Origin of the sequence: Microbacterium testaceum StLB037, from assembly GCF_000202635.1 — a bacterium.
GTDB lineage: Bacteria > Actinomycetota > Actinomycetes > Actinomycetales > Microbacteriaceae > Microbacterium > Microbacterium testaceum_F.
The window spans coordinates 2,988,535-3,010,285 of record NC_015125.1; the positions used below are offsets into that span (position 1 = coordinate 2,988,535).

18 protein-coding genes are annotated in these 21,751 nt (G+C 69.6%); 11 read left to right on the top strand and 7 right to left on the bottom strand.

The window, feature by feature from the left end; genetic code table 11:
* Nucleotides 1–161 precede the first annotated feature (161 nt).
* Nucleotides 162–1,781 carry a chaperonin GroEL gene (groL, locus tag MTES_RS13615; RefSeq protein WP_013585849.1) on the top strand — a complete coding sequence of 540 codons (1,620 nt, stop codon included), beginning with the start codon at nt 162–164 and terminating at the stop codon, nt 1,779–1,781.
* A 65-nt stretch (nt 1,782–1,846) separates the two neighbouring features.
* Here groL and MTES_RS13620 read toward each other — a convergent pair whose 3' ends face one another.
* The 6 genes from MTES_RS13620 to MTES_RS13645 all read right to left on the bottom strand — a co-directional run bounded on the left by MTES_RS13620 (nt 1,847) and on the right by MTES_RS13645 (nt 8,981).
* Nucleotides 1,847–2,674, bottom strand: a complete 828-nt coding sequence (locus tag MTES_RS13620; RefSeq protein WP_013585850.1) for a MerR family transcriptional regulator — start codon at nt 2,672–2,674, stop codon at nt 1,847–1,849.
* A gap of 33 nt (nt 2,675–2,707) precedes the next feature.
* Nucleotides 2,708–4,402, bottom strand: coding sequence for a sensor histidine kinase (locus tag MTES_RS13625; protein WP_013585851.1), 1,695 nt, complete (start codon nt 4,400–4,402; stop codon nt 2,708–2,710).
* Nucleotides 4,403–4,532: 130 nt separating this feature from the next.
* Nucleotides 4,533–5,225: a response regulator transcription factor gene (locus MTES_RS13630; protein WP_013585852.1), complete on the bottom strand. Its 693-nt coding sequence runs from the start codon at nt 5,223–5,225 to the stop codon at nt 4,533–4,535.
* 69 nt (nt 5,226–5,294) lie between these two features.
* Entirely contained in the window at nt 5,295–6,944 is a 1,650-nt protein-coding gene (locus tag MTES_RS13635; RefSeq protein WP_013585853.1) for a DNA repair helicase XPB, read from the bottom strand.
* Nucleotides 6,945–6,990: 46 nt separating this feature from the next.
* A complete protein-coding gene (locus tag MTES_RS13640; RefSeq protein WP_013585854.1) occupies nt 6,991–8,712 on the bottom strand; it encodes a helicase-associated domain-containing protein in 1,722 nt (573 codons plus the stop codon).
* Nucleotides 8,713–8,714: 2 nt separating this feature from the next.
* Complete coding sequence (locus tag MTES_RS13645) at nt 8,715–8,981, bottom strand: hypothetical protein (protein ID WP_013585855.1); 267 nt, start codon at nt 8,979–8,981, stop codon at nt 8,715–8,717.
* Nucleotides 8,982–9,088: 107 nt separating this feature from the next.
* Between MTES_RS13645 and MTES_RS13650 the strand changes: the two genes are divergently transcribed.
* Nucleotides 9,089–9,472 (top strand): cold-shock protein, encoded by a 384-nt coding sequence (locus MTES_RS13650; protein WP_013585856.1) that lies wholly within the window; start codon nt 9,089–9,091, stop codon nt 9,470–9,472.
* Nucleotides 9,456–10,043, top strand: a complete 588-nt coding sequence (locus MTES_RS13655) for a DUF3027 domain-containing protein (RefSeq protein WP_013585857.1) — start codon at nt 9,456–9,458, stop codon at nt 10,041–10,043. The genes MTES_RS13650 and MTES_RS13655 overlap by 17 nt, the downstream gene beginning before the upstream one ends.
* Nucleotides 10,044–10,097: 54 nt before the next feature.
* Here the strand turns inward: MTES_RS13655 and serC are convergent, their stop codons facing one another.
* A complete protein-coding gene (gene serC / locus MTES_RS13660; protein WP_043361459.1) occupies nt 10,098–11,219 on the bottom strand; it encodes a phosphoserine transaminase in 1,122 nt (373 codons plus the stop codon).
* Between the two features lie 100 nt (nt 11,220–11,319).
* Between serC and MTES_RS13665 the strand changes: the two genes are divergently transcribed.
* The 8 genes from MTES_RS13665 to MTES_RS20000 all read left to right on the top strand — a co-directional run bounded on the left by MTES_RS13665 (nt 11,320) and on the right by MTES_RS20000 (nt 21,738).
* Complete coding sequence (locus MTES_RS13665; RefSeq protein WP_013585859.1) at nt 11,320–12,018, top strand: metal-dependent transcriptional regulator; 699 nt, start codon at nt 11,320–11,322, stop codon at nt 12,016–12,018.
* 443 nt (nt 12,019–12,461) lie between these two features.
* A complete protein-coding gene (locus tag MTES_RS13670) occupies nt 12,462–13,202 on the top strand; it encodes a M23 family metallopeptidase (protein ID WP_013585860.1) in 741 nt (246 codons plus the stop codon).
* Between the two features lie 345 nt (nt 13,203–13,547).
* Nucleotides 13,548–14,045 carry an HNH endonuclease gene (locus MTES_RS13675; protein WP_013585861.1) on the top strand — a complete coding sequence of 166 codons (498 nt, stop codon included), beginning with the start codon at nt 13,548–13,550 and terminating at the stop codon, nt 14,043–14,045.
* 71 nt (nt 14,046–14,116) lie between these two features.
* Nucleotides 14,117–14,674 carry a cysteine hydrolase family protein gene (locus MTES_RS13680; RefSeq protein ID WP_013585862.1) on the top strand — a complete coding sequence of 186 codons (558 nt, stop codon included), beginning with the start codon at nt 14,117–14,119 and terminating at the stop codon, nt 14,672–14,674.
* Between the two features lie 96 nt (nt 14,675–14,770).
* Entirely contained in the window at nt 14,771–15,499 is a 729-nt protein-coding gene (locus MTES_RS13685; RefSeq protein ID WP_231848088.1) for a hypothetical protein, read from the top strand.
* The gene (locus tag MTES_RS13690; protein ID WP_013585864.1) at nt 15,499–17,043 is read left to right on the top strand and encodes a DNA polymerase Y family protein; all 1,545 of its coding nucleotides are present in this window, start codon (nt 15,499–15,501) and stop codon (nt 17,041–17,043) included. The genes MTES_RS13685 and MTES_RS13690 overlap by 1 nt, the downstream gene beginning before the upstream one ends.
* Before the next feature lie 42 nt (nt 17,044–17,085).
* Nucleotides 17,086–20,499, top strand: a complete 3,414-nt coding sequence (locus MTES_RS13695; RefSeq protein ID WP_013585865.1) for an error-prone DNA polymerase — start codon at nt 17,086–17,088, stop codon at nt 20,497–20,499.
* A 57-nt stretch (nt 20,500–20,556) separates the two neighbouring features.
* Nucleotides 20,557–21,738, top strand: a complete 1,182-nt coding sequence (locus tag MTES_RS20000) for a DUF2510 domain-containing protein (protein WP_013585866.1) — start codon at nt 20,557–20,559, stop codon at nt 21,736–21,738.
* The last annotated feature ends 13 nt before the right edge of the window (nt 21,739–21,751 follow it).

Here is a 21,751-nt window from a genome sequence, read left to right on the forward strand (position 1 = left end):
TCCGACGCCGTGGCATCCGTTCGACGGATGCCACGGCGTCGTGCTGTGCGGCGGCGGTCGCGGCTTGCACTCCCTAGGGGCGAGTGCCAGAATGAGTTAGCACTCGCTTTCGTCGAGTGCCAAAATCTGGAAGTCACCCGTCCGGGAGGGACGACACACTTATGGCAAAGATCATCGCTTTCGACGAGGAGGCCCGCCGCGGCCTCGAGCGCGGCCTCAACACGCTGGCCGACGCCGTCAAGGTGACGCTCGGCCCCCGCGGTCGCAACGTCGTGCTCGAGAAGAAGTGGGGCGCCCCCACGATCACGAACGACGGCGTCTCGATCGCCAAGGAGATCGAGCTCGACGACCCGTACGAGAAGATCGGCGCTGAGCTGGTCAAGGAGGTCGCCAAGAAGACCGACGACGTCGCGGGTGACGGCACCACCACGGCCACCGTCCTCGCCCAGGCACTCGTTCGCGAGGGCCTGCGCAACGTCGCCGCCGGCGCCGACCCCATCAGCCTGAAGAAGGGCATCGAGAAGGCCGTCAAGGCCGTCACCGACGAGCTCCTCGCTTCGGCCAAGGAGGTCGAGTCGAAGGAGCAGATCGCCGCGACGGCGTCGATCTCCGCCGCCGACCCCGCGATCGGCGAGCTCATCGCCGAGGCCATCGACAAGGTGGGCAAGGAAGGCGTCGTCACCGTCGAGGAGTCGAACACCTTCGGCACCGAGCTCGAGCTCACCGAGGGCATGCGCTTCGACAAGGGCTACATCAACCCCTACTTCGTCACCGACCCCGAGCGCCAGGAAGCGGTCTTCGAAGACCCGTACATCCTGATCGCCAACCAGAAGATCTCCAACATCAAGGACCTTCTGCCGATCGTCGACAAGGTGATCCAGGAGGGCAAGGAGCTCCTCATCATCGCCGAGGACGTCGAGGGCGAAGCGCTCGCGACCCTGGTGCTGAACAAGATCCGTGGCATCTTCAAGTCGGTCGCCGTCAAGGCTCCCGGCTTCGGCGACCGTCGCAAGGCGCAGCTGCAGGACATCGCGATCCTCACCGGCGGCCAGGTCATCACCGAAGAGGTGGGCCTCAAGCTCGAGAACGCGACCGTCGACCTGCTCGGCCGTGCACGCAAGGTCATCATCACCAAGGACGAGACCACGATCGTCGAGGGTGCCGGTGAGTCGGAGCTGATCGAGGGTCGCGTGACCCAGATCCGCCGCGAGATCGAGAACACCGACAGCGACTACGACCGCGAGAAGCTCCAGGAGCGCCTCGCCAAGCTCGCCGGCGGCGTCGCCGTCATCAAGGCCGGAGCCGCGACCGAGGTCGAGCTCAAGGAGCGCAAGCACCGCATCGAGGACGCCGTCCGCAACGCCAAGGCCGCTGTGGAAGAGGGTGTCGTCGCCGGTGGTGGCGTCGCCCTGATCCAGGCCGGCAAGACCGCTCTCGCGAACCTCGAGCTCACGGGCGACGAGGCAACCGGTGCGAACATCGTCAAGGTCGCCATCGAGGCCCCGCTGAAGCAGATCGCGCTCAACGCGGGTCTCGAGCCCGGTGTCGTGGCGAACAAGGTCGCGGAGCTCCCCGTGGGCCACGGCCTGAACGCCGCCACCGGCGAGTACGGTGACCTGTTCGCGCAGGGCATCATCGACCCCGCCAAGGTGACGCGTTCGGCTCTGCAGAACGCCGCGTCGATCGCCGGTCTCTTCCTCACCACCGAGGCCGTCGTCGCCGACAAGCCCGAGAAGGTCGCCGCTCCCGCGGGCGACCCGACGGGTGGCATGGACTTCTGATCCACGCTCAGGCATGACACGAGTGGCCCCTTCCTTCGGGAGGGGGCCACTCGCGTTTCGTCACGTCACGACAGCGGCAGGCAGACGTCGGTGACGAGATCGACCTCGCTGACGCGGTCCGGCGTCGACAGATAGATGTTGAAAGCGCGCGCAGCCAGGTCGTCTCCGCTTCGCGGTGTCAACGACTCCGCTGCCATCTGACTATTTATGAGGTCGTGTGCCTGGCTGATCTGGTCGTACGATCCCCGAACGCGGGCGACGAGACAGTCGCGCGCCGGCAGCTCGACGACGTGGAGGGGCTCCTCGACCCGTGTTCCCGGTGAGACCGGCGCGAAGATCGACAGATCGACGTCGGACTCGACGTACTCATCGTCGTGCTCGATGACGCCGCACGGGCCGATCGGCGCGATCGATCGCCGGGCCAACAGGGGCATCATCTGCCCCCAGAGGCGACCTTCGTCGGAATAGGTGGGGACCGTGCCGCGGAAGGCGACGACGGTCATGGCGGGCACGATGGTGCGGGTGACGGTGATGGACATGAGGTTTTCTCCGTGATCGAGAAGGCGGGCGATGAGCGATACCCGCTCTCTCGCCTCGCGCACCTCGCGTTGCAGCTCCGCATGCTGCATCTGCAGCGCGCGCGTCCACGCGGGGGTGCCTCGAGCCTCGAGGAGGGCACCGATGGCGGAGACGCCGAAACCGACATCGCGGAGGTTTCGGACATCGGCGGCATCCCCCAACTGGTGAGGGGCGTAGCGCCGGTATCCCGTCCCGGGATCGACCACGGCGGGAACGAGCACACCGTGGGCGTCGTAGTGACGAAGCATTCGGACGGAGAGTCGGGTCAGCGAACTGAACCGACCGATCGTCATGTGCGTCGAGGTCTCAGCCATGGCTTCATCGTGACCCGTGACATCGTGTGAGGGTCAAGCGCCCCGTTCCGCGTCTTCCCCTGGAGCGCCCTCGGGCCGGTAGTCCTCGGGGAGGCGCTCGAGGGGCTGCGTCTCGATCAGCGCGTGCTCCTGGGCATCGCGTCGGTCGGCCAGGGGGAGCGAGACACGGAACGTCGCGCCGCCGCCGGGAGTGTCGACGACCTCGACCTTCCCATGCAGGAGGTCGACGATGGATGCCACGATCGACAGGCCGAGACCGGAGCCACCCGTCTCCCGCGTCCGCGAGGTGTCGGCGCGCCAGAAGCGCTGGAAGATCTGGTCGCGGATCTGCTCGGGCACGCCGTCGCCGTGGTCGATGATCTCGATCCACCCCATGTCGGCGTCGGCATCCACTCCCACGCGCAGACCGATGGGGGAGTCGTCCGGCGTGAACCTCCGCGCGTTCCCGAGGAGGTTCGTCACGACCTGGCGAACCTTGTTCTCGTCGCCCAGCACGATCGGGGCGAGACGGGGAGAGGTCCGGACCGTGCCGGTCGCGGGTGTCGGCAGGGGCGCGGTCTCGGTGCCGGGTTCACCCACGGCAGCGTCGCCCGCGTCCTTGGAGCGGCGCCGCAGGCGGGAGAGGGTCGCACCCGCGATCGCCATCGCCGAGGTGGTCGGGGCGGTGCGTCGACGGGTGCCGTTGCCCGTGGCATCCGTGTTCGGGAGAACCTCCAGGCTCATGACGGGCAGCACCAGCTCGTTACGGCTGGTCGTGTCGTCGACCGTGACCTCGCGCTGCGGCGAGGTCACCCGGAGGTCGAGGGCGGCGTCGCGCGCGATGGGCCGCAGGTCGATCGCGGTGATGCTCACATCGCGGCGCTCGTCGAGCCGCGCGAGCGCCAGGAGGTCTTCGACGAGAGCCCCCATGCGGATCGCCTCCTTCTCGATCCGCTCCATCGACTGGGCGACGTCCTCGTCCGAGCGGATGGCGCCCATGCGGTAGAGCTCGGCGTAGCCGCGCATGGTCACGAGAGGCGTCCGCAGCTCGTGGCTGGCGTCGCCGATGAAGCGGCGCATCTGCCGCACGGTGGCATCCCGTTGTCCGAGAGCGCCGTCGATGCGCGCCAGCATCGCGTTGATCGCCGTCTTCAACCGACCCACCTCGGTGTCGGGGACGATGTCGGTGAGGCGTTGGCTGAAATCGCCCGCGGCGATGTCCATCGCGGTGGTCTCGACCTGATTGAGGCTGCGGAACGTGAGCGTGACGAGCCATCGGGTGAGGAGCGCGCTGGCGATCAGGATCAAGAGCGCGACGAACCCGTAGATACCCACGTAGGCCGCGACGATCCGGTCGGTCGGACCGAGCGGCTGGATGACCATCTGGGTGTACGACCCACTGTTGGGCACCTCGAAGAGGCCGACCCGCGCGATGAAGTGCTGACCGGTGACCGGGTCGTCGAGGTCGATCCGCTTGTCCAGCTGCGTGTAGGTCTGCGGGGTGGTGAAGGTGTCCGGCAGCTGCGGGGTCGCCTTCGTCGACGTCCCGTTGAAGAACGCCTCGCGCTGCCCGTCGGCGTTGTACACGACGACCATCGAGCCGATCTGCGGCGCGTTCTCGACGGGGGTGAAGACCATCTTCCCGTCCTGCGGGGTCGTCGTGAAGATGGTGTCGGCGATGTTGCCCGCGGCCTGTTGCGCGAGCTGTTCATCGAGGTTGTTCACGAGGGTGGTGCGCAGGAACACCATCGTGCCGATGCCCGCGGCGAACAGCCCGACGGCGAGGAGCGTGACGGTGACGCCGGTGACCTTCGCCCGCAGGCTGAGGCGGCGCCACCAGCGCGTCAGGGCATCGTCGGTATGCAGGAGGAGACTCCGCTCAGACGGTCTTGCCCGACTTCAGCATGTAGCCGAAGCCGCGCTTGGTCTGGATCAGCGGCTCCGAGGAGTGCGGATCGATCTTGCGGCGGAGGTACGAGATGTAGCTCTCGACGATGCCGGCGTCGCCGTTGAAGTCGTACTCCCAGACGTGGTCGAGGATCTGAGCCTTCGACAGCACGCGGTTGGGGTTGAGCATGAGGTAGCGGAGGAGCTTGAACTCCGTGGGGCTGAGATCGATCGAGACGTCGCCGACGCTGACGTCGTGCGTGTCCTGGTCCATCGTGAGCTCGCCCGTGCGGATGATCGATTCCTCGTCGGCCTGCATCGTGCGGCGCAGGATCGCCTGGATGCGCGCGACGATCTCGTCGAGGCTGAACGGCTTGGTGACGTAGTCGTCGCCGCCGGCGTTCAGGCCCATGATCTTGTCCTCGGTCTCGTCCTTGGCGGTGAGGAAGAGGATGGGGGCGGTGTAGCCGGCTCCCCGGAGCCGCTTGGTGACGCTGAACCCGTTCATGTCGGGGAGCATCACGTCGAGCACGATGAGGTCGGGTTCCTCTTCGAGCACGGCGGAGATCGTCTGCGCGCCGTTCGCCACGGCTCGCACCTGGAAACCGGCGAAGCGGAGGCTCGTGATGAGCAGATCGCGGATGTTCGGTTCGTCGTCCACGACGAGGATGCGAGGAGCTGTCATGCCCTCATTATCGTGACTGCACCCAGCAAAGTGCTGGATATGGAACGGAAAGCCGCTCCCTGGTATGTCTCAGGCGGCCTCGGCGTCGATCCCGTCGGCATCCAGAATCGTGTATGCGTAGCCCTGTTCGGCGAGGAAGCGCTGGCGGTTCTGCGCGAAATCCTGGTCGACGGTGTCGCGCGCGATGAGGGTGTAGAAGCTCGCCGTGTGGTTCGACTGCTTCGGCCGGAGGAGGCGTCCGAGGCGCTGTGCCTCCTCCTGTCGGGAGCCGAAGGACCCCGACACCTGGATGGCGACGGATGCCTCGGGAAGGTCGACCGAGAAGTTGGCGACCTTCGACACGATGAGCAGAGAGATCTCGCCGACGCGGAAGGCCTGGAACAGTTCCTCGCGCTCGGCGACCGGGGTCGCGCCCGTGATCTTGGGCGCATCGAGCGCTTCGGACAACTCGTCGATCTGATCCAGGTACTGCCCGATGACGAGGATGCGCTCGTCCGGATGCCGGTCGACCAGTCGCCGGACCACGTCGATCTTGGCGGGAGCGGTGGCCGCGAGCCGGTAGCGGTCTTCGTCGGCAGCGGCGGCGTACTCGAGGCGCTCGTACGCGGGAAGGTCGATGCGCACCTCGTAGCAGGCGGCGGGCGAGATGAAGCCCTGCGCCTCGATCTCTTTCCACGGCGCGTCGAAGCGCTTGGGTCCGATGAGGCTGAAGACGTCGCCCTCGCGCCCGTCCTCGCGCACGAGCGTGGCGGTCAGACCGAGACGGCGGCGCGCCTGCAGGTCGGCGGTGAGCTTGAACACCGGCGCGGGGAGCAGGTGCACCTCGTCGTACAGCACGAGGCCCCAGTCGAGCGCGTCGAGGAGGGCGAGGTGGGCGTACTCGCCCTTCCGCTTGGCGGTGAGGATCTGGTACGTCGCGATCGTGACGGGCTTGACCTCTTTGACCTGGCCGGAGTACTCGCCGATCTCCTCCGGGGTGAGCGTCGTGCGGCGCAGCAGCTCATCGCGCCACTGACGGGCGCTCACCGTGTTCGTCACGAGGATCAGGGTGGTCGTCCGGGTCTCGGCCATGGCTCCCGCGCCCACGAGCGTCTTGCCCGCACCGCAGGGGAGCACCACGACCCCCGAGCCGCCCTCGGAGAAGGAGTCGACGGCCTGGCGCTGGTAGGGCCGCAGGCTCCATCCGTCTTCGGCGAGGTCGATCGGGTGCGGCGTGCCGGGCGTGTAGCCGGCGAGGTCTTCCGCGGGCCAGCCGATCTTCAGCAGCTCCTGCTTGATGTGGCCGCGCGCCCACGCGTCGATCAGATACGTGTCGGGGGTGGGGTGGCCGATCAGCAGGGGAGAGATGCGCTTGTTGCGCGACACCTCGCCGAGCACCGCCGGGTCGGTCGAGCGCAGGACGAGCTCGTTGTCGTCGTTGCGCTCGATCACCAGGCGCCCGTAGCGGTTCACGGTCTCGCGGATGTCGGTGCTCACCGAGGCGGGCACGGGGAAGCGCGACCAGCGGTCGAGGGTGTCGAGCATCGCGTCGGCGTCGTGGCCGGCGGCTCGGGCGTTCCAGAGCCCCAGGCGCGTGATGCGGTAGGTGTGGATGTGCTCGGGTGCGCGCTCGAGCTCGGCGAAGACCGCGAGCTCATGCCGCGCCGTCTCCGCCTCGGGGTGTGCGACCTCGAGGAGGACGGTGCGGTCGCTCTGCACGATCAAGGGGCCGTCAGCCATAGCGTTCGATTCTACCGGGGTCGCGACGGTCGGGCTTCACGCGCCGTCACTCGACGGGGGTGATTCCGTCGATGTGCGACAGCGGCAGCGTGCGCTCCACGTCGGCGCCGCGGTCACGACCGCGAAGCCGTCCCCCGCCCAGTCCGGTGGCTTCGAGGCGGAACACGCGCGTCGAACCGTCCGGCAGGCGCACGCTCACATCCATCACCGCGCGCGCTCGCACGGCCTGATCGAGCTCTCGCTCGAGCCAGGCGGCATCCGAGTCCTCGCCTCCGGCGCGCACGCGCGCGATGAGCGGCCCGTAGGTGTCGAGCGGGTCGGTCGAGGGGGAGTCGTCGGCGAGGCGGGCGCGTTCGAGCGTGCGGGGTGCTCCGTCGGCACCGATGGCGACGGCCGGATAGTGCGCGTCGGTCAGCGCCCAGAAGACGACGTCGGCGGCGACGTGCGATTCGAGGGCGTCTTCCGTGCGCGTGAGGGCGACCGACCGCAGCGATTGGTCGACCTCCATCGCCTGGAGGAGGGTCGGATCCGTCGTGGTCACGCGGGTCATCCGCGTCTCGGGGTCGCTCGCGACGCGGACGCGTCCGTGCTGAGCGGAGGTGCGCTCGATGACGTAGGCGAGCGGCTGGGGAAGGCCCGTGAGGGACAGCTCGGTGAGGAACGCGCGCAGCGATTCCGCCGTCTCGCCGCCGGTGATCGCGGCACCGATCGTCGCGGCGCTGAACCGGTAGCTCGACGCCTGAGCGCGCGACTCGCGCATCGCCATGCTGCGCAGGCGTACGTCGAGGTGCGGGGCCAGCGGTCCGGGGGCGATCGCCGTCAGGTCGTTCTGCAGGTAGACGCGGTCGACCTCGGGCGGAAGGAGATCCCGCAGGGCGGAGACGTCCACGTCGCCGCCCGCCGCCAGCCCGGCGCTCCAGGGCGGAGTCTCGCCGGCCGCATCGAGGAGTCCCCACGCCGAGAACCGCTCGCGCCACCGCGCGGCACGCTCCGGGCCGGCGGGGTCGAAGGGCAGGGCGTCGGTCCACCGGGCGCTGGGGATCCATCCCCCCTCGGGCGTGCGGTACGCCCGCGGCAGCGCATCGCGCAGGGCTCGTGCGGTGCTCTGCCACCGGTCGAGGGTGGGTAGGCGCAGCCATGTCCGTCCGGCCGCGGTGACGAGCCACGCCCGACCCGTGCTGCCCAGCAGACCCACGGATGCCGCGATCCCGACGAGCAGATCCGCCTCTTCCGGGGTCTCCACCGCGCCCGCATCGACGAGACGTCGGCGTTCGGTGGCACCGAGCGAACCCGAGCCGATCCGCCCGAGGGGTGCCTCCAGGGTGAGCAGGAGGACATCGGCGAGGGCTGCGGCCTTCGTGAACGCGGCCTCGGCGGCGGCATCGGAGGCCACGGCGCGATCGGGGCGGGGAGAGGTGGCATCCGGGAGTCCGTCGGGGAAGGTCTCACCGACGATCGCCGCCACAGGGGTGTAGACGACGCCGTCGTCGCGGACGAGGGCGCGCGCGACGAGGGGGGCTCGGGTGTCGGCGACGACGGGAGCCTCGGCCGACACGGCGGAGACGAGGGCCAGTGCCTCGGTGCGGGTCAGCGGGGGAAGGGCTCGGGCGATCGACGCGGGGTCGAGGAGCGCGTCCGCAGCGTCGAAGGTGTCGCGCCAGGTCGCCGAGGGGGAGATGTCGCGCTCGGAGAAGAGCTGCGCGAGGTCCTCGTCGGTCCGCGCGCTCAGCGAGACCGCCAATGCGCGTTGGTCGGAGGTCTCGGGCACGGTCAACGTCCCTTGTTCGCCCGTGCCCTCCGCACGAAGCTCATGATGAGCACAGCCACGAGGCAGGCGAACGCGACCGGGGGTGCGATGTAGAGGAGAACGCCGACCGTCGGCCAGATGCCGGTGCTCATGTCGGCCTTGGCGCTCGACCCGATGATGATCGCGAAGAAGCTGACGACGGAGAGGATGAGCAGGCCGAGCGACATGAATGCCAGGATGCGATCGACGCGGCGGATCGGAACGTCGCCGTCGGGGGTGCGTGTGCTCATCGCGCTCAGCCTACTGCCTGGCACACGTGGCGTAGGCTGAAGGGCCGGGATCCGTTCGGGTCCCGTGTTCCGCCGCGCGTTCGCGCACGTCTTTCAGCGAGGTTTCCATGCCCACCGGCAAGGTCAGGTTCTACGACGAAGAGAAGGGCTTCGGCTTCATCGCCACCGATGACGGCCAGGACGTGTTCCTGCACGCCACCGCCCTGCCCGCCGGGACCCCTGCGCCCAAGGCCGGCACCCGTTTGGAGTTCGGCGTCGCAGACGGCAAGCGGGGGCTGCAGGCTCTGTCGGTGCGCGTCCTCGAGGCGCCCGTGAGCATGGCGAAGCGCTCGCGCAAGCCCGCCGATGACATGGCGATCATCGTCGAAGACCTCGTGAAGCTCCTCGACGGCATCGGCGGTGACCTGCGTCGCGGCCGGTACCCGAGCGGCGCCCACGCCAGCAAGATCGCCGCGGTACTGCGCAAGGTCGCCGATGACTTCGAAGCCTGAGCAGCCGGTCGACGAGCGACTGCTTCACGCCCACGATCTCGCGCTGAACGCGCTGCACGAGATCACCCCGGCCGACACCGTGGGCCCGCCGGCCGACTACCTGCTCGAAGAGGGCGGTGTCGTCTCGCTGCGCTTCCACACGCGGCTTCTCGGTTACCCCGGGTGGTACTGGACGGTGAGCGTGGCCGTGGTCGACGACGCGGAGCCGACCGTTCTCGAGGCCGAGCTGATGCCCGGCGAGGGAGCCCTCCTGGCGCCCGAGTGGGTGCCCTGGGCGACGCGTCTGGCGGACTATCAGGCGGCGCAGGCTGCCGCGGCGGAGAACGACGAGTCCGAGGACGACGAAGACGACCTCGACGATGAGGACGACCTCGACGACGCCGAGGATGACGACACCGACGACGAGGATGCCGAGGACGAGCCGAAGGCGCGATTCCACGCCGGTGACCTCGACGGCGTCGACATCGACGAACTCGACGAGTCGGACGATCCCGAGGCCGATGCGGACGAGGACGAGCCCGACGAAGACGCGTCCGACGAGGACGAGGACGAGCGCGAACGCAGCTACTGATCCCCGCACGAGAAAGGCCGTCCCGCGTGAAGCGGGACGGCCTTCGTCGTCTGATCAGGCGCCGGGCAGGTGCTCGATCGTGTAGTCGATCGCGCCGATGAGGCGGCGGACGTCGTCGGGCTCGATCGAGACGAAGGTCGCCACCCGCAGCTGGTTGCGGCCGAGCTTCCGGTAGGGCTCGGTGTCGACGATGCCGTTGGCCCGGAGGCTCTTCGCGATCGCCGCGGCGTCGATGTTGTCGTCGAAGTCGATCGTGACGACCACGGGGGAGCGGTCGGCCGGGTCGGCGACGAACGGAGTCGCCACGGAGCTGGCGTCCGCCCACTCGTAGAGGGCCGACGAAGACTCGGCGGTGCGGGCACCGGCCCACGCCAGGCCGCCGTTGCCGAGGATCCAGCCGAGCTGGTCGTCGAGCAGCAGCAGCGTCGCGAGCGCCGGGGTGTTGAGCGTCTGCTGCAGGCGCGAGTTGTCGAGCGCGTTCTTCAGGCTCAGGAACTCAGGGATGTAGCGACCGGATGCCGCGACGCGTTCGATCCGCTCGATCGCGGCCGGCGACACGGCGGCGTACCAGAGCCCGCCGTCGGAGCCGAGGTTCTTCTGCGGCGCGAAGTAGTAGACGTCCGCCTGGGTCACGTCGAAGTCGATGCCGCCGGCGGCGCTGGTCGCGTCGATGACCGTCAGGGCACCGGCATCGCCGTGGACGCGCTCGATCGGCGCGGCCACGCCCGTCGAGGTCTCGTTGTGGGGCCAGGCGTACACGTCGATGCCCTCGACGACCTCGGCGCGCAGTCGCGTTCCGGGCTCGGCGCGGCGGACGTCGGGAGCTTCGAGCCACGGGGTCTTCGCGGCGGAGGCGAACTTGCCGCCGAACTCTCCGAAGACGAGGTTCTGACTGCGCTTCTCGATGAGGCCGAAGGCGGCGGCATCCCAGAATGCGGTCGATCCTCCGTTGCCGAGGATGATCTCGTACCCCTCGGGAAGGCGGAAGAGCTCGGCGAGGCGCTCGCGCGTGCTCGCGACGAGGTTCTTCACGGGGGCTTGGCGGTGCGAGGTGCCCAGGATGCTCGCGCCACGGGTGACGAGAGACTCGAGCTGCGCTCCGCGCACCTTCGAGGGGCCGCATCCGAAGCGGCCGTCGGCGGGCAGGAGGTCGGTGGGGAGGTCCACGTGCGGCATGGGCTTGATTCTAGGGCGCGGGGATGTGGCATCCGGAGTGTGTGTCGGACGGGGTCGGTAGGCTGTCCTTACCAGCCGCGCGACGCCGAGGACTTTCTGAATGACCGATCTCATCGACACCACCGAGATGTACCTGCGCACGATCCTCGAACTCGAGGAAGAGAACATCGTGCCGCTGCGTGCGCGCATCTCCGAGCGTCTCGGGCACTCCGGGCCCACCGTCTCGCAGACCGTGGGGCGCATGGAGCGCGACGGTCTCGTCGTGGTCTCGGAGGACCGCCGCCTCGAGCTCACCGACGACGGTCGGCAGAAGGCCGTCGACGTCATGCGCAAGCACCGTCTGGCCGAACGTCTGCTCAGCGATGTGATCGGCCTCGACTGGGCCTACGTGCATGACGAGGCCTGCCGGTGGGAGCACGTCATGAGCGAGCAGGTCGAGCGCCGCCTCGTCGAGCTGCTGGGCCACCCCACCGAGTCGCCGTACGGCAACCCGATCCCCGGTCTCGACCAGCTCGGAGACGCCGCCAGCTCGACGTTCGAAGAGGGCGTCGTCGGCCTGGTCCGCAAGCTCAACGATGCGGGCGGGCCCATCACCGGTACGGTGCGCCGCCTCGCTGAGCCCGCTCAGGTCGACCCCGAACTGCTCCAGCAGCTGAAGGCGGCCGGCGTCCTCCCCGGAGCGCGGGGCGACTACCGCTTCAACGAGGGGTACGTCCTGGTGCAGATGGAGGGCGTCGACGAGGGCCTCGAACTGCCCGTCGAGGTGGCGTCGCACATCTTCCTGGTCGACGAGGCCTGAGCCCTCGACCCGGGCATGGCGGATTCCGCGTGAGATTTCGCCTTTCGTCCATCTCGACCGGGCATCTGCTGTGCGCGGTGCCCGGGGCGTGACTTGTTCGTTATCTTCGGGTAGCCTCGGAGGGTCCACAGGCGAGAAGCCCGCCGTCGGACCCCTCGCGGTTTGCCTCCCCGGCTCGTCGTCCGCAGAGGGTGAAGCCCGCACATCGTGCCCCCAATCGAGTGCCGACGAGCCAGCGTCCTCCCGGACGCAGAGGCGCCGGAGGAAATTTGGCTGAACACATCGACCCCGTCGACGACCGACCCGAGGTCTCCTCGACGGGGCAGACCCGAAAGAGTGCGCGCGCGGCGGTTGCCCGACCCTCGCGCCGAACCATTCGACCCACCGCTCCCGCGGCATCCCCGGTTCCCCGGACCGCGCCGCCCGCACGCTCCCTCCCCGCGGTGCGTCGGGGTGCGAAGCCCCTGCGCAGCGCCGTGATCCTGTCGATGGTGGCGGGACTGGTCGCGACGGTGGCGATCCCCGCGTACGCCGCGACGGTCCCCACCGCGAACACCATGACCCTCGGCGAGATGTCGGCCCCCGACAACCAGTCGATGGTCGTCGCATCCGACGTCGCCAACGAGACGCTCGACCGCAGCAGCTACTCGGCCACCACGGCCGACGAGATCCAGAAGAAGAAGGATCAGGAAGCCGCCGCTGCCGCTGCCGCCGAGCGGGCGCGCCAGCTGGCCGCCAACGCCGGTGCGTCGCTGTCGAACATCGACCTGAACATGACCGCTCCCGGTTCGGGAGAGGTGCGCTGGCCCCTGACGAGCTACGTGCTCGGACGCGGTCTCTGGGACTCCGGATACCACCAGGGTGTCGACCTGCTCGCCCCCGGCGGGCAGCCGATCTTCGCCGCCGCCGCCGGTGTCGTGAGCACGTCGTCGGAGAGCTTCGGCGGCTACGGCGTGGGGATCGTCATCCAGCACGTGATCAACGGACAGAAGGTCTCGACCACGTACGGCCACATGACCTACGGCAGCCGTCAGGTGCAGGCCGGTGACACCGTCGCCGCGGGTCAGTTGATCGGCCTCGTCGGCTCGACCGGAAGCTCGACCGCCAACCACCTGCACTTCGAAGTGCACATCAACGATCAGGTGGTCGACCCGTACGCCTGGCTGCAGCAGAACGCCGGCTGACCGCTCGACACACGACACGGCGTGTCGGAGACTCCTGTTCTCCGACACGCCGTTTCTTGTTTCCTGATTCCGCGGAGCCGGGTGTGTCTGTCGTGGGTTAGCCTGTCAGCGACGTTGGGAAGAACCGGAGGGAAAAGCCGATGGACGCCAGGCCTCGCATCCGCACCATGGATGCGCTCGGGCTGCTCGTTCTTCGGCATCGTATGTTCCGGATGCCGCGGTTTCACCGTGACTCCTGAGGCGCTGTCTGTCTAGACAGCGCCTTTTTTCATACGCCTGCGCACCTTCCTCTCGTCACGAGTCGAACATCCGAGAAGCCGTCTCGGCCATTCGAGAGGAAACCTCATGCGTACTCTGGTGCTGAATGCGGGCTACGAACCGCTCGCCGTCGTGTCGTTCAAGCGAGCTCTCGTGCTCGTGATGAACGAGAAGGCCACCGTCGTCGAATGCGTCGACGAAGATCCGGTCTGGGCGGCGGGCGGAACCTACGATCGCCCGGCGGTGATCATCCTCACGCGGTACATCCGGGTGCCGGGGGCGCGCCAGGTGCCCGTCACCCGGCGAGGGGTGCTCCGCCGCGACGCGCACCGGTGCGGATACTGCGGCAAGACCGCCTCGACGATCGACCACGTGCTGCCGCGATCGCGCGGGGGGAAGGACACGTGGGAGAACCTCGTCGCCTGTTGCCTGCGGTGCAACAACGTCAAGGGCGATCGCACGCCGCAGGAGATGTCGTGGGAGCTCAAGATCATCCCGGCGCCTCCGCGGGGCTCGTCCTGGACGGTGCGCGGGGTCGACAAGAGCGACCCGCGGTGGGAGCCGTATCTCGCCCTCGCGGCGTGATGGCGTTCTCGCGTCGGTGATCGTCTGTTTCCGACGCCCGCGGTGTCGGCGGTCGGTGATGGGATGGGGGCATGACACGAGCTCTGATCGTCATCGACATGCAGCGGGGTTTCGACGACCTCGCGTTCTGGGGTCCCACGGCCAATCCCGAGTGCGAGGCCAACGTCGCGGCCCTGATCGAGAGATGGGGCCGAGAGGGCGAGCCGATCGTGATCGTGCGTCACGATTCCCCGAAAGAAGGCTCACCCCTGCACCCTTCGGCGCCGGGGAACGCGCTCGTGTCGGCGGTGGCCGCCGTCGAGCCCGACGTCCTCGTGAGTAAGAGCGTGAACTCGGCGTTCTACGGCGACCCCGACCTGCAGGCCTGGCTCGAGGAGCGTGGCATCCGGGATCTGGTGATCTGCGGCATCCAGACGAACATGTGCGTCGAGACGACCGCGCGGATGGCGGGGAATCTCGGGTACGACGTGACCGTCGCGCTGGATGCCACGCGCACGTTCGATCTGACGGGCGAGGTCGCGGGCGTCGGGACGGTGAGCCGCACGGCGGCGGAACTGATGGCCGAGACCGCGCTGGTGCTGCAGCAGGGCGGATTCGCGCGGATCGTGAGGACGGCCGACCTGCTCTGACGCGAGGATCCGGCCCCCGGAGGCGATGTCGGAGGTAGATCGTATCTTCGAACCACAGGGATTGAGAGTGTAGAACACATGTTCTAACCTGTGGGAGTGAGGGCGATCGTGCGAGACCAGGTGCAGGCGGTGCCTGACATCCACGCGCTGCGAGACCGTCTCGAGCGCATGCAGGGCCGGCGGATGGATGCCCCGATCCTCCCGACGCATCCCGCGTTCACGTCTCTGCTCCCCGGTGGGGGCCTACGCTCGGGCTCGGCCTACGCGGTCGCCCGGTCGGCGTCGCTGCTGCTCGCCCTCATGGCGCGTCCGTCGCAGGACGGAGCCTGGTGCGGGGTGATCGGCATGCCCGAATTGGGGGCGGAGGCCGCCGAGAAGTACGGGCTCGACCTCGATCGTCTCGTCTTCATCCCGGATCCGGGGCCGCGGTGGCTCGCGGTCACGGCGACGATCGCGGAGGTGCTGCCCGTCGTCGCGGTCCGCCCCCCGCAGGGGTCGAACGCGGCACGTGGGGGTGCCGAGGCCACCCGGTTGGCCGCGCGCTTGCGTGACCGGGGGACTGTTCTGCTGGTGCAGGGGTCGTGGCCGCAGGCCGAAGCGGTCATCGACGTGGCCGACCCGCGGTGGACGGGTCTGGGGCAGGGGAACGGGTATCTTGCCGGCCGCGAGCTGACGGTGTCGGTGAGCAGCCGACGCTCCCCGAACGCGCGACGGGCGCGCATGCTGCTGCCCGCCGCGGACGGCACGATCGAGTTGCTCGGCGCCCCGACCGAACGTCTCGTCCCGCGCACGCACGAGACGTACCGCACGCGGGCGGTGGGCTGATGCAGGCACCCACGCGCAGTCTCGTGCTGTGGTTCCCCGATTGGCCGATCACGGCGTTCGTGCACGAGGCGTCGTCACCACCGCGCGACGATGCTCCCGTCGCGGTGTTCGCCCACAACGTCGTCGTCGCCTGTTCGGCCGCCGCCCGCGTGCAGGGGGTGCGGCGGGGACAACGTCGACGCGACGCCCAGGCGCTCTGCCCCGCGCTCATGGTGATCGCCGCCGACCCGGTCCGCGACGCACGGGTCTTCGGCCCCGTGGTCGCGCGCATCGAAGACCGTGCGCCGGGGGTGCAGGTCGTCCGTCCCGGTCTCTGCGCGCTGCGGGCCCGAGGGCCCGCCCGGTATTACGGCGGCGAAGCCGAGGCCGCACGCACCCTCGTCGACCTCCTCGCCGCCGAGGGGTTCTTCGGAGTGCGCGCGAGCGTCGCCGACGGCATCTTCACCGCCGGTCATGCGGCCCGCGCCGCGTCCTCCGAGGAACCCGTGCGGGTGGTGCCGCCCGGTGAGGCCGCGCCCTTCCTCGCCCCGCTGTCGGTGGCGGCCCTCGACGACGAAGAGATGGCGAGTCTGCTCGCCCGGCTCGGCGTCCACACCCTCGGAGCTTTCGCCGCGATGCCCGTCGAGCGGGTGCAGGAGAGGTTCGGTCCGCGCGGGGTGCGGCTTCATTCCCTCGCCGGAGGGCGCGACTCCCAACCGGTCGAACCGCGTACTCCGCCACCGGAACTGCACCGCGACGTGGCGTTCGAACCCCCGCTCGACCTCGCCGATCAGGTCGCTTTCGGGATGCGCGTGGCGGCCGAGGAGTTCATCGCCCATCTCGGGGCCCAGAACCTCGTCTGCACCGAGCTTCGTGTCGTGCTTTCGGGCGAGCGCGGCGAACGCAGTGAGCGCGTGTGGTTGCATCCCGGTTCGTTCGACGCCGCCGCGGTCGTCGACCGGGTGCGCTGGCAGCTGGCCGAGGACGGGCAGGGCATCTTCGGCAGCGGGGTCGCCGGGGTGCACATCGAGCCCGAGGCCGTCGACGACGCCGCGCACCACAGTAAGGGGCTCTTCGGGGCCGGTCCCGACGAACGGGTGCATCACGCGCTGTCCCGCGTGCAGGCCATGCTCGGCCACCGCGGGGTGGTCACGCCGACGATCGGGGGAGGCCGGTGGCTCGCCGAGCGCCAGGTGCTCGTGCCGTGGGGGGACCGGGCGGTGACGGCGAAGGATCGTGCCCGCCCGTGGCCGGGAAGCCTGCCGGATCCGTTGCCGGCGACCGTCTACCCCGAACCGCGGCTCGTCGAGGTCACCGACATCGCGGGGGCCCCGGTCACCGTGGGCGAGCGCGACGTGCTGAGCGCTCCGCCCGCCGTGTTGGTGACGGGGGAGCGACGCAGCCGCATCCGCGAGTGGGCGGGTCCCTGGCCGATCAGCGAGCGTGGATGGGATCCGCTGCGCCGGCGCCGGGCGCATCGGTTCCAGGTGGTCGACGCCGACGGCGGCGCCTGGCTGCTGGTGGTCGAAGAGGGCGAGTGGCGGGCGGAGGGACGCTATGACTGAGCCGGATGCCGCGCCTTCTCGCTCTGTGGCGGGGGTGCGCTGATGGGGTGGGCCAACCCGCCGGTGAAGTGGTCGGAGCTCGAGCGGCTGCTGAGCGATGCTCGGCGCCCGACCGGCGCTCCGCCGAACGGCGATGGAGGCGACAGTCCGGCGTGGTCCCACAAGCGCGGGGCCTACGTCCCCCCGGCGATCGAGCGGCCGGCCGACACCGTGCCCTACGCCGAATTGCACGCGCACTCGTCGTACTCGTTCCTCGACGGGGCCTCCTCGCCCGAGGAACTCGTCGAAGAGGCCGAGCGCCTGGGGCTGCACGCGCTGGCGGTCACGGATCACGACGGGTTCTACGGGATCGTGCGCTTCGCCGAGGCGGCCGAGGCTCGGGCGGTGCAGACCGTGTTCGGAGCGGAGCTGTCGCTCGAGCTCCCCGCGCCCCAGAAGGGGGAGGCCGATCCTGCCGGATCCCACCTGCTCGTGCTCGCCCGCGGAGAGGAGGGGTATCACCGTCTCGCCGCGGCGATCACCCACGCACAGCTCACGGGAGCAGAGAAGGGGCGCCCGGTGTACGACCTCGCCGAGTTGTCGGAGCGGTCCGGCGGCCCGGCGGATCCGCACTGGGCGGTGCTCACCGGATGCCGGAAGGGGGCCGTGCGTCAGGCTCTGGCATCCGCGGGTCCGGAGGCGGCCGCCCGCGAACTCGACGCGCTCGTCGACCTGTTCGGGGCCGAGGCCGTGTTCGTCGAGCTGATGGATCAGGGCAACCCTCTCGACTCGCGCCACAACGACGTGCTGGCGGGGCTCGCCGCGGAGCGTGGACTGCCGATCCTCGCGACCAACAACGTGCACTACGCCGTCCCGGAGAAGGAGCTGCTCGCGGCCGCCGTCGCCGCGGTGCGGGCGAACCGCGGCCTCGACGAACTCGATGGCTGGCTTCCCGCCCATGCCGGTGCGCATCTGCGGTCGGGGGCCGAGATGGCCGCCCGGTTCGCCCGCTACCCGGGCGCGGTGGCGCGCACCGTGACGCTCGCCGACGAGCTCGCCTTCCCCCTGCGACGGGCGAAGCCCGCGCTGCCGAAGCAGGACGTGCCCGAGGGGCACACCCCCATGTCCTGGTTGCGGCACCTGGTGTGGGAGGCCGTGCCGCGCAAGTATCCGAACCTCTCCGACGAGGATCGTGACCGTATCGAGCGCGAGCTCGGCGTCATCGAGATGAAGGACTTCCCGGGGTATTTCCTCATCGTCTACGGCATCGTGGCCGAGGCCCGGCGTCGCGGCATCCTGTGTCAGGGGCGCGGATCGGCTGCGAACAGCGCTGTCTGCTTCCTGCTCGAGATCACCGCGGTCGACTCGATCTTCTACAAGCTGCCGTTCGAGCGGTTCCTCTCGAGCCTGCGCGACGAGGAACCCGACATCGATGTCGACTTCGACTCGGATCGCCGCGAAGAGATCATCCAGTGGGTCTACGAGACCTACGGGCGCGAGCGCGCGGCGCAGGTGGCGAACGTCATCCAGTACCGGCCGAAGAACGCGGTCCGCGACATGGCGCGGGCGCTCGGGCATTCGCCCGGGCAGCAGGACGCCTGGTCGAAGCAGGTCGAGCGGTGGGGCGCGACGCTCGAGACCGGGGCCGACCACGACATCCCCGACCAGGTGATCGAGTTCGCGGCGGAACTGCTGAAGGCGCCGCGGCATCTCGGCATCCATTCGGGGGGCATGGTGCTCACCGACCGCCCGGTGGGGGAGGTCGTGCCGATCGAGCACGCGCGCATGGAGAACCGCACGGTGATCCAGTGGGACAAGGACGATGCCGCGTGGATGGGACTGGTGAAGTTCGACCTGCTCGGACTCGGCATGCTCGCGGCGCTGCAGTACTGCTTCGACCTGATCCGGGATGCCACGGGCGAGGCGTGGGAGCTCTCGACGCTGCCGAAGGAGGAGAAGGCCGTCTACGACATGCTGTGCCGGGCCGACTCGATCGGGGTGTTCCAGGTGGAGTCGCGGGCGCAGATGGGGTTGTTGCCACGGCTTCAGCCGCGGAAGTTCTACGACCTGGTCGTGCAGATCGCGTTGATCCGGCCCGGGCCCATCCAGGGCGGGGCGGTGCATCCGTTCGTCCGGCGCAAGCTCGGGCAGGAGGAGATCACCTACGTGCACCCCAAGCTGAAGCCGGTGCTGGAGCGCACGATGGGGGTGCCGGTGTTCCAGGAGCAGCTCATGCAGATGGCGGTGGCCGTGGGCAACTGCACCGCCGAGGACGCGGACCAACTGCGGAGGGCGATGGGGTCGAAACGCGGTCTCGAACGCATCGACTCCCTGCGCGAGAAGCTGTACGAGGGGATGGCCGAGAACGGCCTGGTCGGACACGTCGCCGACGAGCTGTACGCGAAGATCCAGGCGTTCGCGAACTTCGGCTTCGCGGAATCGCACTCGCTGTCTTTCGCCCTGCTGGTCTACGCGAGCTCCTGGATCAAACTGCACTACCCGGCGGCGTTCCTCGCGGGACTTCTGCGCGCGCAGCCGATGGGGTTCTATTCACCCGCCACCCTGACCGCCGACGCCCGCCGGCACGGGGTGCGCGTGCGCCGCCCCGACCTGCTGCGCTCGGGGGTGGAGGCGGGCATGGAACCCCTCGACGACGCGGGGGAGCGAGGCCCCACCGGCCTCGACGCGTGCGCCGAGGCGCACCAGCCGCCGACGGGGGAGTTCGATCGGTCAGAGCCCGACGAGACCGCCGCCCACCGGCGGGACGGGGCTTTCGCGGTGAGGCTGGGGCTCGCGGGTGTCACGGGGATCGGCACGAACGTGGCCGAGCGCATCGTCTCCGAGCGGGAGAGGGGAGGTGCGTACCGCGACATGCGCGACCTCGTGCGGCGGACGGGGCTGATCACCGCACAGCTCGAAGCGCTCGCGACCGCGGGGGCGTTCGAGAGTCTCGGCCATTCACGGCGGGAGGCGATCTGGCTCTCGGGCTCCGCAGCCCTGGACCGGCCCGAGTTCCTGCCCGATTCCCTCGTGGCGGTGCAGCCTCCGCTGTTCACCGACCCGACGAGCTACGAGCTTCTCGCCTCGGATCTCTGGGCGACGGGGCTGTCCGCCGACGATCACCCCCTCACGCACTTCCGGTCGGCGCTCGATGCGCGAGGTGTCCTCACCTCCCGCGAGTTGCAGACCGCCGAGACCGATCGGCGCATCGAGGTGGCGGGGCTGGTCACCCACCGTCAGCGTCCGGCGACGGCATCCGGAATCACCTTCCTCAACCTCGAAGACGAGCACGGACTCATGAACATCATCTGCTCGGTAGGGGTGTGGAATCGGTACCGTCGCATCGCGCGTGAATCCCCGGCGCTCATCGTGCGAGGGATGCTCGAGCGCTCGGTCGAGGGGGTGACGAACGTCGTCGCCGACGGGTTCACCGATCTGCGCGTGGGCGTCTCCCACGCGTCGAGGGATTTCCGATGACCGCGAACCCGCTCACTAGACTCGGGGAACTCGCAAGAACCGCACGAGGGGACGACCATGACCGACACGCCCACTCCGCCCGACGGCTGGTACCCCGACCCCGCGGGAAGCGGGGGCACGCGCCGCTGGGACGGCATCGCGTGGACGGACGAGGTGCGACCCGCAGGCGAAGAGCAGCGGGATGCCGGTCCCGTCGAGACCTCGAATGCGGGAGTGACCGCGCACCCGGCGGCGGGTGAGAGCCCGGATGGCGTGGCGGATCCCGCTTCGGCTCCTGGGGCGGCTGCCCCGGCCTCCGGTGCTGAGGCGGTATCCGCTCCGGCATCCGCTTCCGTTCCCGCCTCTGATGCGGCCCCCATCCCGGCCGCGGTCCCCGCTTCTGGTGCCGAGGCGGCACCTGCTCCTGCCGAGGCGGCCCCTGCTCCCGAGGCGGCACCTGCTCCTGCCGCGGCACCCGCACCAGTCGCGGCCGCCGCGGCCCCCGCCCCCGCACCCGCACCCGCTTACGGGGCGGCGCCGGTCTCGGCCCCCGCACCCGCCGCGGCTCCCGCTTACGGGGCGACGCCGGTCTCGGCCCCCGCCTCCCCGAGCACTCCCGCCACCCCGCCCGGGTATCCCGCCTACTCGACCGCCCCGGGCTACACCGGTGCATCGGCCCCGGCCTACGGCGGTGGCGCCCCGGGCTACACCGCACCGGGGGCCCAGGCGGCGACCCCCGCAAATCCCGGCGTTCCCACCGACACCGTCTGGGTCTGGCTGATCGTCGCCCTGCCGCTCGTGCAGTTGCTCGTGCTGTTCCTGTTCGACTGGCGTGCGCTTATCGAGCAGAGCCTCGCCACGGCCTTCCTCTCCGCGCAGGGCGGGACGACCTCGTCTGTGGTGGGTCTCTCGCTGCAGTCGACCTTCCTCTCGTTGGGCGTAGGCCTCGTGTCCCTCGTGATCAGCGGGCTCAGCGTCCTCTTCGCCTTCCTCGACTGGCGCCAGCTCCGCGCGCGTGGCATCCAGAAACCGTTCCACTGGGCGTGGGCCTTCTTCGCCTTCGTGGTGTCGGCGGGCGTCTACGTCATCGGACGCGGGATCGTCCTGCGTCGACAGACCGGCAAGGGCCTCGGCCCGATCTGGGGTTTCATCGGGGTGTCGGTCGTCTCGATCATCGCCGCGGCGATCTGGGCGATTCTGCTCCTGCGGGACTTCTCCGCGCTGTTCGAGCAGTACATGTACTACTACTACGGCTACTGACCCGGGTGCACCG

Coding starts and splice junctions, on each gene's coding strand:
- groL (WP_013585849.1), top strand. CDS start 162: ATGGCAAAGATCATCGCTTTCGACGAGGAGGCCCGCCGCGGCCTCGAG.
- MTES_RS13620 (WP_013585850.1), bottom strand. CDS start 2,674: ATGGCTGAGACCTCGACGCACATGACGATCGGTCGGTTCAGTTCGCTG.
- MTES_RS13625 (WP_013585851.1), bottom strand. CDS start 4,402: ATGGTGTTCCTGCGCACCACCCTCGTGAACAACCTCGATGAACAGCTC.
- MTES_RS13630 (WP_013585852.1), bottom strand. CDS start 5,225: ATGACAGCTCCTCGCATCCTCGTCGTGGACGACGAACCGAACATCCGC.
- MTES_RS13635 (WP_013585853.1), bottom strand. CDS start 6,944: ATGGCTGACGGCCCCTTGATCGTGCAGAGCGACCGCACCGTCCTCCTC.
- MTES_RS13645 (WP_013585855.1), bottom strand. CDS start 8,981: ATGAGCACACGCACCCCCGACGGCGACGTTCCGATCCGCCGCGTCGAT.
- MTES_RS13650 (WP_013585856.1), top strand. CDS start 9,089: ATGCCCACCGGCAAGGTCAGGTTCTACGACGAAGAGAAGGGCTTCGGC.
- MTES_RS13655 (WP_013585857.1), top strand. CDS start 9,456: ATGACTTCGAAGCCTGAGCAGCCGGTCGACGAGCGACTGCTTCACGCC.
- serC (WP_043361459.1), bottom strand. CDS start 11,219: ATGCCGCACGTGGACCTCCCCACCGACCTCCTGCCCGCCGACGGCCGC.
- MTES_RS13665 (WP_013585859.1), top strand. CDS start 11,320: ATGACCGATCTCATCGACACCACCGAGATGTACCTGCGCACGATCCTC.
- MTES_RS13675 (WP_013585861.1), top strand. CDS start 13,548: ATGCGTACTCTGGTGCTGAATGCGGGCTACGAACCGCTCGCCGTCGTG.
- MTES_RS13680 (WP_013585862.1), top strand. CDS start 14,117: ATGACACGAGCTCTGATCGTCATCGACATGCAGCGGGGTTTCGACGAC.
- MTES_RS13690 (WP_013585864.1), top strand. CDS start 15,499: ATGCAGGCACCCACGCGCAGTCTCGTGCTGTGGTTCCCCGATTGGCCG.
- MTES_RS13695 (WP_013585865.1), top strand. CDS start 17,086: ATGGGGTGGGCCAACCCGCCGGTGAAGTGGTCGGAGCTCGAGCGGCTG.
- MTES_RS20000 (WP_013585866.1), top strand. CDS start 20,557: ATGACCGACACGCCCACTCCGCCCGACGGCTGGTACCCCGACCCCGCG.